Source organism: Wolbachia endosymbiont (group A) of Beris morrisii, from assembly GCF_964028185.1.
Taxonomy (GTDB): Bacteria; Pseudomonadota; Alphaproteobacteria; order Rickettsiales; family Anaplasmataceae; genus Wolbachia.
Genome location: NZ_OZ034760.1, coordinates 489,499 through 504,474, shown reverse-complemented (window position 1 = coordinate 504,474; position 14,976 = coordinate 489,499). Strand labels below are relative to the sequence as shown.

Below are 14,976 nucleotides of genomic sequence, written 5' to 3'. Positions count from 1 at the left end.
TTTGTAAGATAAAATGTGTTAAAATCAATTGCCTAAAAATGATAATGAACATTCGGAGTATTTCTAATGTATGAAAAGTAATCTCTCTTTTATAAAAAACGTTGCTTTAAATTGTATGTCTAAGCTCATTGGCGTATTAAATATTAAGAAAGTAAAACACTTCATTGTGAACAAATATAATACTCTTCATAAAGAAATGACAGTGCTTCTTGAAAAATCTAAAAACCTGTTAAATACCAACATTGAAATCGGTTTATATCACTTTTATAAAGGCAGCATATCAGATGCAAAGTTACGATTTTGGTTAATTAGCATATTTTACCCCCATCTACCTATAGTCTGGTATAACATCGGAAGGTGTCATTTTGCGGTAGGAAATACTAACAAAGCTTATAATTATTTAACAAAGACACTAAAATTAGATAGTGACCACGAGGAGGCGTCTTACTATATAAAAAAAATGACAAACTCAGCGCCTATTACAGAATTGCCAAAAAACCTCATAAGACAATATTTTGATTATACAGGTGAATATTTTGTTGAGCATTGGTTGATTGCTAAACAGTATAAAGGGCATGAACTTGTACACATGATAATTACAAAAATCTTCAACAACTCCACTTCTGAGCTCAATATACTTGACCTTGGTTGTGGAACTGGAATATGTGGTCATTTCTTGAAAATAAATAGTATTGGAAACCACATAACAGGAATTGACATTTCAAGTAGAATGCTAAATATTGCAAGAGGATGCTTTATAAAAGGTAAGCCTGTTTACAATGAATTAATACATATGGAAATGAAAGAGTTTCTTAAACAAGAGAAAAACCAGCAGTATGATGTAATTATCTTTGCTGAAGTGCTACATTATCTACATGACTTTCAAGAAGAGTTGGAATTAGCAAAAAGATCTACGAGCAAAAAAGGAGTTATTGTATGTTTAATAAGAAGAAAGGAAGGTGAAGGTATTGACTTTGTAAACAAAGGAGACTATTTTCGTCATTCAGAAAGTTATGTTCAACATGTTGCAAAAGAAATAAATATGCAAATAAGTTATATGAGTTACTGTAAAATATATGGCAGTCAGGTTGACGGTATCTTGTTTGCATTACAGCATCAACAAGAAAATCCGAAAAACCTAACTTAAAAATCGCTCAAAGTGGCTTTTAAGTATCTATATATAATAAAAGAATAAAAGGAATTTTATGAATAACATTACTATTAATTACGCAAAGGATAGCAAATTAACCGATTTTGGAAAAGCAGTTCTATCAGACAGGTATTTAATAGAAAATGAAAGTTATCAAGACCTCTTCATACGTATTGCCAATTACTACTCTGATAATAAAGAACATGCGCAGCGTCTTTATGACTACATGAGCAACTTGTGGTTCATGCCTTCAACACCAATACTCAGCAATGGTGGCACTAAGAGAGGGTTACCTATCTCTTGCTTTCTTAATGAAACCGAAGACAGCTTGCAGGGAATAGTTGACTTATGGAATGAAAATGTTTGGCTTGCTGCACGTGGAGGAGGCATAGGTAGTTATTGGGGAAATTTACGTTCAATTGGTGAGAGTGTAAAAGGCAGTGGTAAAACATCAGGAATTGTTCCATTTATTGTAGTGCAAAATGCTCTAACGCTTGCAATTAGTCAGGGATCCTTAAGGCGAGGAAGTTCAGCAGTTTATCTTCCTGTATTCCATCCGGAGATAGAAGAGTTTCTGGATTTACGTAAGCCAACAGGCGGTGACCCAAATCGCAAAGCGTTAAATATACATCATGCTGTAATAGTAACAGATAAATTTATGCAGGCTGTTGAGAATGATCAAGAATGGAATTTAATAAGCCCTCACAACAATAAGGTTATTTCAACTGTAAAAGCGCGGGATATATGGATCAAAATACTAACAGCAAGAGTTGAAACTGGAGAACCTTACATTATTTTCCTTGATGCAACAAATAACAATAAGCCAGAATCTTACAAAAAGCTCAACTTAGACATCAAGATGTCAAATCTATGCAGTGAAATAACTTTAACCACAGGTTATGATCACCTGAATAAGTCACGCACTGCTGTGTGTTGTCTATCATCCGTAAATCTTGAGTACTACGAAGAATGGAAAGACAATAAACTCTTCATAGAAGATATAATGCGTTTCCTTGATAATGTATTGGAAGATTTTATAAATAAAGCACCGAATGAAATGCAGCGAGCAAAATATTCTGCAGCCAGAGAACGCAGTATTGGTCTTGGTGTGATGGGTTTTCATTCATTTTTACAAAGCAAAATGGTTCCTTTTGAATCAGTAACAGCACAACAATGGAATAAAAAAATATTTAAGTATTTACGCGAGCAAGCAGATATAGTTTCTAAAAAATTGGCAGAAGAAAAGGGGGCATGTCCTGATGCCAAAGAAGTTGATCTAATGGAAAGGTTTACACACAAGCTCGCTATTGCTCCTACTGCCTCGATCTCCATTATTGCAGGCAATACCTCTCCTGGAATAGAACCATATGCAGCAAACGTATTCATACAAAAGACACTTACAGGCTCATTTGTAGTGCGAAATAAATTCTTGCAAAAACTATTAGCAGAAAAAAATCAAGACAATGATAAAGTATGGTCTTCAATTTCAACAAATGAGGGTTCCGTTCAGCATTTAGATTTTCTTAGTGAGCATGAAAAATTGACATTTAAAACAGCGTACGAGCTTGACCAAAGATGGATTATAGAACATGCAAGTGATAGAACTTCGTATATTTGCCAATCTCAATCAGTAAATCTGTTCTTACCTGCCAACGTACATAAACGTTACTTGCACAAAATACACATGCTTGCTTGGAAAAAAGGATTGAAGAGCTTATATTACTGCAGATCACAATCAATGCAGAGAGCTGACAAGGTTTCGCATGACATATTCAAAAAAAGTGAAATATTGCAACAAAAAACAGATATTGACTACGATGAATGTTTGTCATGCCAATAGTGACCTTATTCAGAAAAAGTAGAGAGAAAGTTAGGAGAGTAGACCAGGAAAACTTCCTTCCTGGCCCCTCGCAGAACCCTACGTGAGGTAGAGTGGGCAGCCAGCGAGTTACTTGTTAAGTACTTTTCCAACAACCCCTCTCCGAACCACGCATGATCGTTTCCGTATCACGTGGCTCTCCAATAATCTAACGTTTTAAGGAGTCACCATCATATTTTCCATATTGGATTTTCTTATGGCATTCATGACAAACAACAAGAGTTTTCCTCTGTCGTTCAATCATTCTCTTTTTCCATTCCGGTAGTTCAGTATTACGTTTACCTAGCAAATCAGCAAGTTTACGTACGTGATGTACTTCAATCTGCTCTTGTGATTTACATAATTCACAAGTTTGTGCCAATAGTCTTTGCTCTATTTCACTACGCTTATTCCATATTGGTATAAGGTTATCACTTATGCTTACCCATTTATTCCATTTTAGCGACACAGCACCAAAGTGTGTAATTAATGGTATCTTTGATGGTAAACGATCTACTCTGATTTGGATGACTTTTCGTTTTTCACCTTCATCGTTTTCAATCGTCGCACCAAATTTTCTATAAATTTTCCTGCAAGTTGTTTTGTATTTAGATGCTAAAGTCTTTACTAATGATACTTCCATCACATATTTCAGATAACTTAGTGTGTGAAGGTTGTAGGCCATTTTATAGTATTGTACAATTCCTCGATATTCAGTTTGATACTGAGCAACAATACTGTAAGCTGTATCAATTGTACGTTGAGGTAAATGTATCGGTTTACCACAACGCATATATTCAGAACACTTTTTCTGCTTTATATGATGTGGTACACGTAACCCAATACTACCGTTAATACATCGTTGTGTCCGATGATCATGTTTGTCATCTGCATGCAAAACATGTATTTCATAACCCAAAAAATTGGCTTTGCTATCACACGCATGTGTAATAAACGTTTTATCTTCATTAAGCATAAGTTTGAGCTCCTCATTGAGAAACCCAGCAATCTCATTCTTAATTTGTTCAGCTTCATTCTTTGGTCCTGCAAACCCTACCAGAAAATCATCAGCATACCTAACATACCAAAGACGTCGATAATTTAGATCGCAAGAATCCTTAGATGGCATACCCTGCACTAATTGACGCAGTTGTTTTGCTTGATCCCAGTTCCCTTGTTTTCTCATCATCGATACTTGCATGGTTAACCTTAAATATTTTGGATTTGTCCTTCTTCGCTTACCTCGGTTATTTGCTGGTATTAGTATATGCTCCACATGTTTATCTAACCGATCGAGTAATATGTTACTCAGAATTGGACCAATAATAGAACCTTGTGGTACCCCACTATGACTCTTATTGTACTTCCAATTTTCCATATATCCTGCTTTTAGCAGTCGATTGATTAGCTGAATAAAACGGTTATCTTGGAAGCTTTCACTCAGTATTTTCAACAACATAGTATGATCAATTGAGTCATAACATGCACTGAGATCTCCCTCTATAAACCATTTTGTACCTCTGCCTTTTTGCATTACTGCTCTTAATGCAGTGTGGCATCCACGCTTTGGTCGAAATCCATGTGAACATTCACTAAATTTAGGCTCATAGTAGGCTTCCAATATTAATCGGATTACTTCTTGAAGTAACTTATTTGACCATGTTGGCAACCCTAACGGCCTGCGTTTACCACTCTTCTTTAAAATATAGATACGTTTTACTGGTGTCCACCGATATCGCTCATAGCGTAAATCCTCTATGATTTTATCGATTTTCTCCAAAGACATACCATCAACTGTTTCAGTTGTCACACCTTCTGTCATAGCACCTTTATTACGACAAAGTTTGCCATACGCTCGAAGGTAAAGATCACTCTGATAAAGTAGGCGATATACGTTTTTAACCGGCAAATTTCTTTGTCCACGTTCACGTATAATGTTAAGTATTGTTTCAGCTTTCCGCATCTTGCGTACCTCCCAATTTCAACATTCAATTATCTGTCACCCTTTGCCCTGTATGTGGCTTTCCCACACTCCCCGGTGATTCGTTACTTTCACGACTACTACGATGACTCCGTAACCATAGAACTCGCGTTCCTTAGGTCATCCCATGTTCCGTCACTAAGAACTGTTCTAGATCAACTTAGGTTTTCCATTCATCCTCTTAAATAAGTTCACTACTTATCGTTCTACAGCCAGAATGTCACACAAACGAAAGTTTAATCTGTGCTTACCGTAGACATGGGGTTTTAAATGCGATACCCATGGATGTGAAGTCCCACCCCTGAAGATTAGAATTCAAGCAGTTTAGCTTTAACCATATTGATCAGGTGTTGCAAGCCGTTATCTTATACATCTTCAGATAACTCTCGCTTTACATACATGCTCTTGTCCTCCTTCCCTTTCGGGTTAAAGTTAGTTGTTCACCTCGAGGCCATTTATTCTGAACCCCGCTTAGCTCCGCTAAGTATTTCTTAATGCGTACCACGGCGCACACTCGCATCTCATAAAGCTCCCACTAATCATTGCCCTAGTCCTATACTTAATTTCCAGTGTACAAAAAGATTTGGTCTACTCTTTGCGATTCTTTCTAGTAACTTAGCTGCTTTGGTTTTATGCCCACTCAGCTTCTTATACTTTGTCTGAAACCACTTCCTGAGTTTTCTATTAAACATTCTTATTATGTCCTCTAGCGCAGTTATGTGATACTTCCCGTAATAGTTAAACCAACCCCTTAGAATTGGATTACATATTCGTGATATATCTTCTATTTCCAAGTTTGTTCTTCTAGCAAATTTCCAGCCTCTAATTTCTTTTCTCATCTTTTTCAAACTTTCTTTACTTACAGTCGGAGTAAAACTTACAAATAAACTACCATCTTTTCTATTTCGTACAAGTCTTTTTCGAAATTCGTACCCAAGGAATGTGAATGATACATTCTCATGATTCTCCTTCCGCTTTCCATCTTGACAATAGATAATTTTGGTCTTTGTATGTTTTATTTCCAATTTACAAATCTTCAGTCTCTGTTCAAGTTGACTCAAAATTAGTTGTGCTTGGTTCTTGCTTACACAATGTATAACACCATCATCAGCATATCTTGCCCACTTTATACTTGGATATTCTCTCCTCATCCATACATCAAAACTATAGTGCATAAATAGGTTGCTTAAGATAGGACTCACTACACCTCCCTGCGGTACTCCGCTGAGACGCTTTATCTTTGTTCCATCTTCAAGCTGTATATCTGCATCTAGCCATCTTTGTATGTATAAGAGAACCCATTTGTTTGCAGTGTGTTTTCTGACTGCTTTCATCAGTAGATTGTGGTCTATGTTATCAAACATTCCCTTGATATCAAACTCTATTAACCAATTTTGGTCGAAGCATCGCTTCCTGGTTTGTCCTATGGCATCTAATGCCGATTTATTTGGCCTATAACCATATGAATCTTCATCAAATACCTTCTCAAGCTCTGGTTCTAAAACACTTCTTACAACTTCCTGTGCTATACGATCGGAGACAGTTGGTATTCCAAGTGTCCTTGTCCCTCCATCTGTCTTAGTTATATCACAAGCCTTCACTGCGGGTGGAAAATAACTACCAGATGATAGCCTATTCCATAGCTTGTAAAGGTTCTTGCTTAAGTCTTGATCAAACTTTTCAATTGTTAGATCATCAATACCTGCTCCTCCTCTGTTTTCTTTAACTCTTTTATAAGCCAAAAACACTAGAGATTTTGGTATGTCAAAAGGCTTTGTTCGTTCAATCACTTTCATCCTCCTACAAGTTGAATGATTTACTAAAGTCGACTAGCTTAACCCCTTCGCTCCATGGTCATTACAACCACTTCTTCACTACTACGAGTTAATCCGCCCCAGTGATTTGTATCGCTACTCTAAAACTTGAGGATTAGCCTCTTGCTTATCTCGCTTTGCATCAAATCGACTGGTTCCTGCAGTTCCTTATCAAAGCCCAGATCAGACTCACGCCACCTTTATGCCGAACACCGCCTACACAGTAGTCAGGTTCCCTGTACGCTTTTAAGAGGAGAACGACTCACTCCCCCTTTCGATGTTCACTTCCCTTTTCGACACGTTCATCAGTGGTTCACTCACGTTCGTCTTTCTGATCCACACCTTCCAGCTTATATGCTGATTTTTCCTTAACGCTTATGACCCTATCTCTTGAATAGAGCCACTTAAGGTGGCTGCTCCTGAAAACCGATTTCGAAGGACCTTCCTTCATCTTCAATAAAGCTTCTCACAAACATTACTTTGTTTGTTACTGCAGCACACAGACGTTTTTGGAGTAAAATAAAACGTTTTTTCAAAATATGGCAAATAGAAGAGAATAGAAACAAAAACTTGCTTGACACCCTCCGCCAGCCCCCTTATCATGAAACTGAAGGTATTCAGTTATCTTCATCTGTGCAGATTAAACAGCAAGAAAACAACGTAGTTGGCGTCTTATTTTTAATTTTTTGCACTATGTGCACCTTATGTCTTCACAATATTTCTAGGTTTTTACCTATATAAGCTGAAACGCGCTTATAAGTCGTTTAAGACAGTATAGTACGCCAATTTGCAGGATTAGAGAGTGACAACTAGCTAACACGGGATTTCTTTTGCCTTTTTTTCTGCTTAGTAAATTTCTTAAACATTTAAACTAAGGTGAGTTGCATTTAAAAGCAGCTAAATTGCAGTGTTTAAGACTTTAAAAAACGCCAATACTGAAAATAGACAATGACTAGGGCTTCTTTTGCCTTTTTTTTCATTTGGTAAATTTCTTAATGTTTATAGCTAAAAGAGCCCAAGAGAGGTGTCATTCCAGTGCCCCTGTGATGTCATTCCAGTGCTTGACACTGGAATGGCTTTGTTGCATAGCAACCGAAAAAATCTGGTGGCTACTGACAAAATTCATTATAAATAACCATTTAACTGTTGAAGAAAAAATATGCCACAGAAAATGAAAGTCAGTAACCAAAACGAATATAACAAATTCCTTGAAAAAAGGGGAAATATTTTTCGTTACATCGATGAAGCTATCGAAAATTGGTATGAAAATAGTCCAAAAATGCAGGGCGGCAACTATATTTACAGTGATAAAGTCGTAATTTTGGTGCATATAATTGTCAATCTTTTTAGAATTGGTTTAAGACAAACGGTGGGGTTTATAAAAGGATATCTGCAACAAATAGGAAAAAAATTGGCAGTTATCAGCTATTCACAAGCATCAAGAAGGTTTAAAAAACTTAATATTAAGATAAATGATTGCAGGGTTGATAAAAGCAACATGGAAAATATTGAAATTATCATAGATAGCACAAGTATCAGCATTTACAGTAACACTCCTGGCCACAGTAAGGAAAACAGTGCAGATAGAAAGTACCGAAGCTACGAGCAAGTAAGAAAGTTACATGTTATGTTAAGTGTGAATAGTAAAAAAGCTATAGCTGCAAGATACAGTAATGGCGTCTACTCTGACCACTATGGAGCTTGCGATTTGCTTGAAGAAGTTAATTTTCAGCACAAAATTATATGCAGATAGGGCATACGATAGGCACAAACTTTATAAATTGTGTAAGAAATACGATATAAAGACAAAAGTTCTACCAAAAAAGGATGCAGCAGAACATTCAAAAATAGATTATATGTCTGACAGAAATGCTGCTATTAGGTTAATAAAATTATATGGACAAGATGGTGTAAAAGAGTGGAAAAAGGAAGCAATTTATGGAAAGAGATCTTACATAGAAGGATTTTTCTCAAGGTTGAAGCAAGTATTTGGATTTAGCTTTAGGAATAAATCTGAAGTAAATCGTGAAAAAGAATTACTAATTAAGTGCTATTTGCTCAACAAATTCACTGATATTGGTATGGCTAAATTTGAAATCATTACATAAATTTGTCGTAAACCATCACTGCTTAAGGTGCTATGCAACAAAGCCGTCTGGGATCCAGTTTTCTTTACAAATTCACCAAAAGTGTTTCATTCTATAACGCAAAACCCATACTCACCAAACCCAATGCATTACTTGCAATTAAGTTTCCTGGATCCCAAACTGGGATGACATCATAGGGGCGCTGGCCATAAGTGTTGAAAGTATCAAAAATAACGTGATATGAGATGATCAACGGCATGTAAATTACCTCCCGACAGTAAAACAATCGAACGTATAAAAGAGTCATTTAGATCCAATGTGAATTGCAGTAATGCTATTTTGAACCCATGTAGATTATTTTTGATTTTATAAACAAGAAATAACAAAGCAGATCATGTAAATATACACCTTCATGCCATTCATAGTATGGCTTAAAAAGTGCTTATATCCAAGATTTTGCTTTATAAATTTAAAGAACACTTCTATATCCCATCTGCGCCTATATAGCTCTGTTACTTCATAAGCTGGCATTTCAAACAAGTTTGTCAAAAACCATATTTCATCTCCAATTTTATTTCTGATTTTTATTAGCCGTAGATCATTGCCACTTTACCTCGTGCACGATAAAGATTAACTATTATATCTTCTAAAATCTCTGATCCATCCGATTTTTGTTCTCTTATAACTTTGTTCCTGCTTATAACATCATGTTTTCTTCCTACTTTAACTCTTGTGATAAATTTGTACTCCTTTTCATCAAATTCGGCAAAAGTTCCAACTTTTCTGATTCCTCTATCAAATAATAAAATATCCTCTTTTTCAACTTTAGCTTCATTAATTGCTCTCACTAATGCTATATCTTCACTACTTTCTTCTTGTCCTTTACAAAATCTTATACTTGTCGGCAATTGATCCTTTAATCCTACACTCACTTTAACTTGACTGTCGTTACTTTTACCGCCTATTTTTAGCCCATCTTTTATGAGATATCCCGATAAATTTATGATCGTCGAATCAAACTTATGTAAGTTATTTGATGTTTTTTGGGGTAATAGCTTTTTAATCTTGCTCATCAAATCAATATATACTCCCTTAAAATATTCTGGATTTATAACTTTTAACCTTTTTGACAAACCACTGTATGTTACTGTACTTTTATCGCTATTCTTATCCATTGTACACCTGTTTATTACCATTTCTAGCGCTCTTAGGCTTGTTTTTTGCCCCATTAATATTAACTTCATTAGACCTTTAAATATAATCTTGCCCAACAATTTAGTATTACATTTATCTACTTCACTTAATTTTCCTAGCCTTTCTAAATCCTCATCTTTTATTAAATTTAGTACTCTTTCTATTTGATCCATTATTGCCTCCTTTTTCTTGCAATAATAGTTCTTTATGTCTTTTTTGTGTTACTTTCAACACTTATGGGGCGCTGGCCTGACAATCGTCATCCCGCTACGTGCTAGCGGCTGAGATACCGCGGCGGTATGACGTAGGACTGCTGTCATCCCGCTGCTTGTTAGCGGCCGAGATACCGCGGCAGTATGACGTAGGACTGCTGTCATCCCGCTGCTTGTTAGCGGGATCTAGAGATACCGCGGCGGTATGACGGTTCGCGGCGGTATAGTAACTCGTCATTCCGCTACTTGTTAGCGAAATCTGCTGTGGCGACATAAACTCAAATCATTTCAAATTTCAATCCAAAGAGGTATCATCATGTCAAACAACTTCAATTTCAAAGAATTTTTTCACCATTACGAAGCAAACAGTACGTCAGATGATATACAACGGTACTGTATACTGTGGAAATCAGTGATAGCACAGGCAATGACTGATGCAGCAAGTAACTGTAAAAAAACAGAAAGCTTGGTGGAAAAACGTAAAGCAATTTCTTGGTTGTCAGACTTTAGTCAAGATTTTGTGCACACATGTATATTGGCTGATTGTGATCCGGTATACGTAAAAAACAAAATACAGCCAATCTTAAAAAGCCTTACTAGATAAAGCCTTTTTATATACTCAATGAGGTTTACTCCTTTTACCGAAAAAAATATCATGCAATCTCCTATCTATAGTTTTCTCTATATCTTTGACTAATAGCTGCTTTATCATGTTTACTTTCCGCTCTGCATCTTGAGCATGATGCTCATTGTTACCACTGTTATTGCTGTAATTATTCTTATCACTATAACTACTGCTACTTGGTTTACTACTGTTACTGAACTCACTACCCTTTTTTCTTCTTGTGATTATGAACTTGAGTATCTGCACTATCTTTTCCTTTAAAAAGGACTTCCAGCCTGTGCTAAGGAACAACTTATAGAGAAAATGCGGAGTAAGAAACGCCACTAATATTCGAATAGAAATTCCGTAACCGAGATCTTCCCTGTTTTCATAATACCACTTGCAATATTGAAACAAACGGTAAAACGCATTTTTGAAAGAGCCAAATTCTACAGCATACCAAAAACCATTGCTGAGAAACATGAGCATAATGCTGGATATATAAAGATACATTGTGAAGAGAAACAGTTTCACAGTTATATCTTTTAGACTACCTAATATATAATTTAATAATCTTAATCTATAGAAAAGTGATATCATTTTACACCCACTTCAACATGGCTGGGGTGGAAGGATTCGAACCTTCGCGTGGCGGTATCAAAAACCGCTGCCTTACCACTTGGCTACACCCCAATACTACTTACATCAATAACACTATTAGCCCAATTAGTAAAAGATTTATTTGCTTTTTCTATGGGCATCACAGCAATAGCTGGCTGATCATAAGAATGCATTGCTTCGATTTTTTCTACAATTTTATCAACTTGATCATTTTTGCTCTTCATAATTGCTACTACTTCACAACTATTACTAATTTTACCTTCCCATAAATACAGAGAATTCACTTCGGGAAATATATTGACACATACAATTAATTTCTCGTTTAACAATTCTTCAGAAACAGTTTTAGCTTCTTTAAAATTTGAAAAAGTTGTATAAACCAAAACTAAACTATTCATTAGAATCTATATAAACGCATTGCTACTATACTTCACTCAGGTTTATTCATCAAGAGAAAATAGATTAGATTTACTTCGAAATCCTGTCATTTCAGCGCGTGATGCTGGAACCTATAGCCAAAAGTTTACCTACAATCCGATAAGCAACAAATTCGTCATTCCGCTACTATAGTATTTCCCAAAACAAATGATAAAGGTATAATATGGAATTAATGAAATATGAGGTAAGTAATGGCATACAGTGTGGACTTAAGGGAGAAAGCTATCTCTTTGGTGGAAAGAGGGAAGTCAAAATCTGAAGTAGCAGATCTTCTAGAAATAGGAATTGCAACCTTGTACAGATGGCTGAAAAAGAAAGGAAACGGTGAAAGCCTGGAGGCAGGAAAGAATGGAAGTTTTATTCGAAAAATAGATCCAGAAGTACTCAAAGGATATGTCAAAAAACACCCAGCTAGCAGAAATGAAACAAAATCTAGGATTTGGAATAAATTCAATTTGGTATAGGTTAAAACAGCTAAAAATAACCTTAAAAAAAAGTCACAGAACGTAGTCAAGAAGATAGGCAGCGCTTTACCGATAAAATCTCAAAAATAGACCACTCTAGCATTTTATATATAGATGAAGCAGGAGTTGATAATAGATTATACCGAGAATATGGACGAGCTCCAAAAGGAGAAAAAATATATGCTCTGGAAAAAAGCGAGAGAGAGTAAGTATAATAGGCGGATGAGAAGTTCATTGCACCAATAAACTTTCACGGGAGAAAGAAGTATTTAATGCGTGAGATATTACTGCCACAGTTAAAGCGTGATAGTTATGGATAATGCTACATTTCATAAGACTCCTAAAACAAAGTCATTAATAGAGTCTTTTGGCTGTCATTTGTTGTACCTTCCAGCATATTTACCAGCTCACTTTTACCCACAAATATAAGAAGTGAGTAAGATAGATATTAAATAAAATTGGGACCAAAATGAATGAAGTAAGTACAAATGTGCAATATACTGATGGCTTAGGGGATAAATGGCTGGAAAGAGAGTTAAAACACGTTAACTTGGGGGATATAAGGCTTAATAAGAGACTTATTGAAACAAGCTATTGTATAGAGGGTAAGGCATCTGAATCAAAGCTGTAGTAGATGGAAAGAAGCCAAGGGTGCATACAAGCAATGAAAAGCTTAAGGATAAGGAAATTTATTTTTCCCATTATAAAGAAACTATGGAGAGAATAAAAGGAAATCAGTTCGTTTTTTCAGTTCAAGATACAAGTTCATATCTAAATGTGGTAAAAGTGGGCTAAAATGGCTGGTTTTGTATTATATTAAAACTATTATAAAGAAAAGTTCGAACAGATCTAGCAGTAGGGCACTGGGATGACACCTTTGTGTTTGAGGCAAAATCGGCTATAACACTTAACATACTGCCTTTGCAAACAAATGTTCGTACAGCTGTGTGCTTGACACTGGAATCTAGAAAACTTAATTGCAAGTAATGCATTGGGTTTGGTGAGTATGGGTTTTGCGTTATAGAATGAAGCACTGACCTTACCCATCACTGAATTAAAAGAAGTAGATATTCAAGCAACATAATGTTTGTAAAACTTAATTTGTACGCTTCCTAGTAATTCTGATATAGTTACTTTAGTTAAAGTCTACAAAAGTTTATAAATGGCAACCTTAAGTGTAAGAGAAGCTTTATGCACAGCAATCAGAGAAGAGATGCAAAACGACCCTGATGTGCTTATCATGGGTGAAGAAGTTGCAGAGTATGATGGTGCTTATAAAGTAACGAAAGGATTACTGAAAGAGTTTGGAGAAAACAGAGTAGTTGATACTCCTATTACCGAACATGGATTTGCTGGCCTTGCTGTTGGAGCGGCATTTGCTGGATTAAAGCCAATAGTCGAGTTTATGACTTTTAATTTTTCTATGCAGGCTATTGACCAAATTGTGAATTCCGCAGCAAAAACAAATTATATGTCAGGCGGACAACTTGGATGCCCTGTAGTATTTCGTGGACCAAATGGCGCAGCAGCAAGAGTTGCTGCACAACACTCTCAATGCTTTGCATCTTGGTATTCGCATATACCGGGGTTAAAAGTAATAGCACCCTATTTTGCCTCCGATTGCAGAGGTCTGCTTAAAGCTGCAATTCGTGACCCTAATCCGGTAATATTTCTAGAAAACGAAATAGCTTACGGACATGAACATGAAGTTTCTGACTCTGAGCTGTCAAATAAAGATTATCTACTTGAGATAGGCAAAGCTGCTGTTATACGAGAGGGAAAGGATGTAACTATCACTGCTTTCTCATTAAAATTAATGGATGCCTTAAATGCAGCAGATTTACTTTCTGATGAGGGCATAGAAGCTGAAGTTATTGACCTCAGAACCTTAAGACCACTTGACACTCAAACTGTTATTAACTCTATTCAGAAGACTAATAGGTTAGTTAGTGTAGAAGAAGGATGGCCATTTGCAGGAATAGGAGCAGAGCTGTCAGCCGTTGTCATGGAACAAGGATTTGACTACCTTGATGCTCCAGTTATACGCGTAACTGGCAAGGACATCCCCTTACCTTACGCTGCAAATCTGGAAAAAAAAGCATTACCGCAAGTGGAAGATATAGTTGAAGCCGTGTATCAGGTCTGTTTTAGAAAAAAATAACCCTATTAGTTCTTTTTTGTAATATCTCCTATTCCACATCGTTCCATAAAAGAAGCATCTGTAGTGTTTATACTAGCCATTACTTTCGTGACAATAGCTTTAGCACCGAAAAATACAGCACAAAATACACCTAGCGCAAAAAGAGCTGGCCATGGCATTCTACCAAATATCGCAAGCAAAGCTGCACCTATTATCACTACGGTCATAAGCGGTCCGCCTATTCCCCAAACGTAGCCAATAATATTACATATTACTTGAGCAGTTGTGTCAGCATTAGTGTCAGCAGCAGCACTCCCAACATGAGAAAAAGAAATAAATAATACTATAAGAAAAATATTGAAAATTCTCTTGATTGTAGGGTTCATCCCTATACCTTAAACTTAGATATTGTA

21 protein-coding genes and 1 tRNA gene are annotated in these 14,976 nt (G+C 36.1%); 10 read left to right on the top strand and 12 right to left on the bottom strand.

The window, feature by feature from the left end:
* Positions 1–70 precede the first annotated feature (70 nt).
* Positions 71–1,147, top strand: a complete 1,077-nt coding sequence (locus ABWU69_RS02520) for a methyltransferase domain-containing protein (protein WP_265035376.1) — start codon at positions 71–73, stop codon at positions 1,145–1,147.
* Between the two features lie 58 nt (positions 1,148–1,205).
* Positions 1,206–2,990: a ribonucleoside-diphosphate reductase subunit alpha gene (locus tag ABWU69_RS02515; RefSeq protein WP_265035375.1), complete on the top strand. Its 1,785-nt coding sequence runs from the start codon at positions 1,206–1,208 to the stop codon at positions 2,988–2,990.
* A gap of 187 nt (positions 2,991–3,177) precedes the next feature.
* On the opposite strand, the gene ABWU69_RS02510 is transcribed toward ABWU69_RS02515, so the two are convergent.
* The 3 genes from ABWU69_RS02510 to ABWU69_RS02500 form a co-directional block, all read right to left on the bottom strand.
* Positions 3,178–4,971, bottom strand: a complete 1,794-nt coding sequence (locus ABWU69_RS02510) for a reverse transcriptase/maturase family protein (protein ID WP_265034303.1) — start codon at positions 4,969–4,971, stop codon at positions 3,178–3,180.
* Between the two features lie 557 nt (positions 4,972–5,528).
* A complete protein-coding gene (gene ltrA / locus ABWU69_RS02505; RefSeq protein WP_353284965.1) occupies positions 5,529–6,779 on the bottom strand; it encodes a group II intron reverse transcriptase/maturase in 1,251 nt (416 codons plus the stop codon).
* 428 nt (positions 6,780–7,207) lie between these two features.
* Positions 7,208–7,384 carry a hypothetical protein gene (locus ABWU69_RS02500; RefSeq protein WP_353285356.1) on the bottom strand — a complete coding sequence of 59 codons (177 nt, stop codon included), beginning with the start codon at positions 7,382–7,384 and terminating at the stop codon, positions 7,208–7,210.
* 414 nt (positions 7,385–7,798) lie between these two features.
* On the opposite strand from ABWU69_RS02500, the gene ABWU69_RS02495 reads away from it, so the two are divergent.
* The 3 genes from ABWU69_RS02495 to ABWU69_RS02485 are packed head-to-tail and all read left to right on the top strand — an operon-like array spanning position 7,799 to position 8,911.
* Positions 7,799–7,978, top strand: a complete 180-nt coding sequence (locus ABWU69_RS02495) for a hypothetical protein (RefSeq protein ID WP_265034536.1) — start codon at positions 7,799–7,801, stop codon at positions 7,976–7,978.
* On the top strand, positions 7,963–8,556 hold the full coding sequence (locus tag ABWU69_RS02490) for a transposase (RefSeq protein ID WP_353284976.1): 594 nt from the start codon (positions 7,963–7,965) through the stop codon (positions 8,554–8,556). The genes ABWU69_RS02495 and ABWU69_RS02490 overlap by 16 nt, the downstream gene beginning before the upstream one ends.
* The gene (locus ABWU69_RS02485; protein ID WP_353284975.1) at positions 8,498–8,911 is read left to right on the top strand and encodes a transposase; all 414 of its coding nucleotides are present in this window, start codon (positions 8,498–8,500) and stop codon (positions 8,909–8,911) included. Before ABWU69_RS02490 ends, ABWU69_RS02485 begins: the two co-directional genes overlap by 59 nt.
* A 91-nt stretch (positions 8,912–9,002) precedes the next feature.
* On the opposite strand, the gene ABWU69_RS02480 is transcribed toward ABWU69_RS02485, so the two are convergent.
* From ABWU69_RS02480 to ABWU69_RS02465, 4 genes are all read right to left on the bottom strand, one after another.
* The gene (locus tag ABWU69_RS02480) at positions 9,003–9,197 is read right to left on the bottom strand and encodes a hypothetical protein (protein WP_353285355.1); all 195 of its coding nucleotides are present in this window, start codon (positions 9,195–9,197) and stop codon (positions 9,003–9,005) included.
* Positions 9,198–9,256: 59 nt separating this feature from the next.
* Entirely contained in the window at positions 9,257–9,421 is a 165-nt protein-coding gene (locus ABWU69_RS02475) for a transposase (protein WP_353285420.1), read from the bottom strand.
* A gap of 56 nt (positions 9,422–9,477) precedes the next feature.
* Positions 9,478–10,257, bottom strand: a complete 780-nt coding sequence (locus tag ABWU69_RS02470) for a hypothetical protein (protein WP_353285354.1) — start codon at positions 10,255–10,257, stop codon at positions 9,478–9,480.
* 94 nt (positions 10,258–10,351) lie between these two features.
* A complete protein-coding gene (locus ABWU69_RS02465; RefSeq protein ID WP_265034673.1) occupies positions 10,352–10,534 on the bottom strand; it encodes a hypothetical protein in 183 nt (60 codons plus the stop codon).
* A 78-nt stretch (positions 10,535–10,612) separates the two neighbouring features.
* Between ABWU69_RS02465 and ABWU69_RS02460 the strand changes: the two genes are divergently transcribed.
* Positions 10,613–10,900, top strand: coding sequence for a hypothetical protein (locus ABWU69_RS02460; RefSeq protein WP_265025998.1), 288 nt, complete (start codon positions 10,613–10,615; stop codon positions 10,898–10,900).
* A 15-nt stretch (positions 10,901–10,915) separates the two neighbouring features.
* Here ABWU69_RS02460 and ABWU69_RS02455 read toward each other — a convergent pair whose 3' ends face one another.
* The 3 genes from ABWU69_RS02455 to cutA form a co-directional block, all read right to left on the bottom strand.
* Entirely contained in the window at positions 10,916–11,500 is a 585-nt protein-coding gene (locus ABWU69_RS02455) for a hypothetical protein (protein ID WP_320157463.1), read from the bottom strand.
* 18 nt (positions 11,501–11,518) lie between these two features.
* A tRNA-Gln gene (locus ABWU69_RS02450) sits at positions 11,519–11,593 on the bottom strand.
* Positions 11,584–11,919: a divalent-cation tolerance protein CutA gene (cutA, locus tag ABWU69_RS02445; RefSeq protein ID WP_353285353.1), complete on the bottom strand. Its 336-nt coding sequence runs from the start codon at positions 11,917–11,919 to the stop codon at positions 11,584–11,586. Before cutA ends, ABWU69_RS02450 begins: the two co-directional genes overlap by 10 nt.
* Positions 11,920–12,150: 231 nt before the next feature.
* Here cutA and ABWU69_RS02440 point away from each other — a divergent pair, with 231 nt between their 5' ends.
* The 3 genes from ABWU69_RS02440 to ABWU69_RS02430 all read left to right on the top strand — a co-directional run bounded on the left by ABWU69_RS02440 (position 12,151) and on the right by ABWU69_RS02430 (position 13,054).
* Positions 12,151–12,423: a transposase gene (locus ABWU69_RS02440; protein WP_265025917.1), complete on the top strand. Its 273-nt coding sequence runs from the start codon at positions 12,151–12,153 to the stop codon at positions 12,421–12,423.
* 312 nt (positions 12,424–12,735) lie between these two features.
* Entirely contained in the window at positions 12,736–12,852 is a 117-nt protein-coding gene (locus ABWU69_RS02435; RefSeq protein ID WP_353285352.1) for a hypothetical protein, read from the top strand.
* Between the two features lie 40 nt (positions 12,853–12,892).
* Entirely contained in the window at positions 12,893–13,054 is a 162-nt protein-coding gene (locus ABWU69_RS02430; RefSeq protein ID WP_341818659.1) for a transposase DNA-binding-containing protein, read from the top strand.
* A 160-nt stretch (positions 13,055–13,214) separates the two neighbouring features.
* Here the strand turns inward: ABWU69_RS02430 and ABWU69_RS02425 are convergent, their stop codons facing one another.
* Positions 13,215–13,415, bottom strand: coding sequence for a hypothetical protein (locus ABWU69_RS02425; RefSeq protein ID WP_353285351.1), 201 nt, complete (start codon positions 13,413–13,415; stop codon positions 13,215–13,217).
* A gap of 170 nt (positions 13,416–13,585) precedes the next feature.
* Between ABWU69_RS02425 and ABWU69_RS02420 the strand changes: the two genes are divergently transcribed.
* Positions 13,586–14,584, top strand: a complete 999-nt coding sequence (locus ABWU69_RS02420) for a pyruvate dehydrogenase complex E1 component subunit beta (protein ID WP_265025990.1) — start codon at positions 13,586–13,588, stop codon at positions 14,582–14,584.
* A 5-nt stretch (positions 14,585–14,589) separates the two neighbouring features.
* Here ABWU69_RS02420 and ABWU69_RS02415 read toward each other — a convergent pair whose 3' ends face one another.
* Positions 14,590–14,949, bottom strand: coding sequence for a TrbC/VirB2 family protein (locus tag ABWU69_RS02415; protein WP_265034666.1), 360 nt, complete (start codon positions 14,947–14,949; stop codon positions 14,590–14,592).
* Positions 14,950–14,976 lie beyond the last annotated feature (27 nt).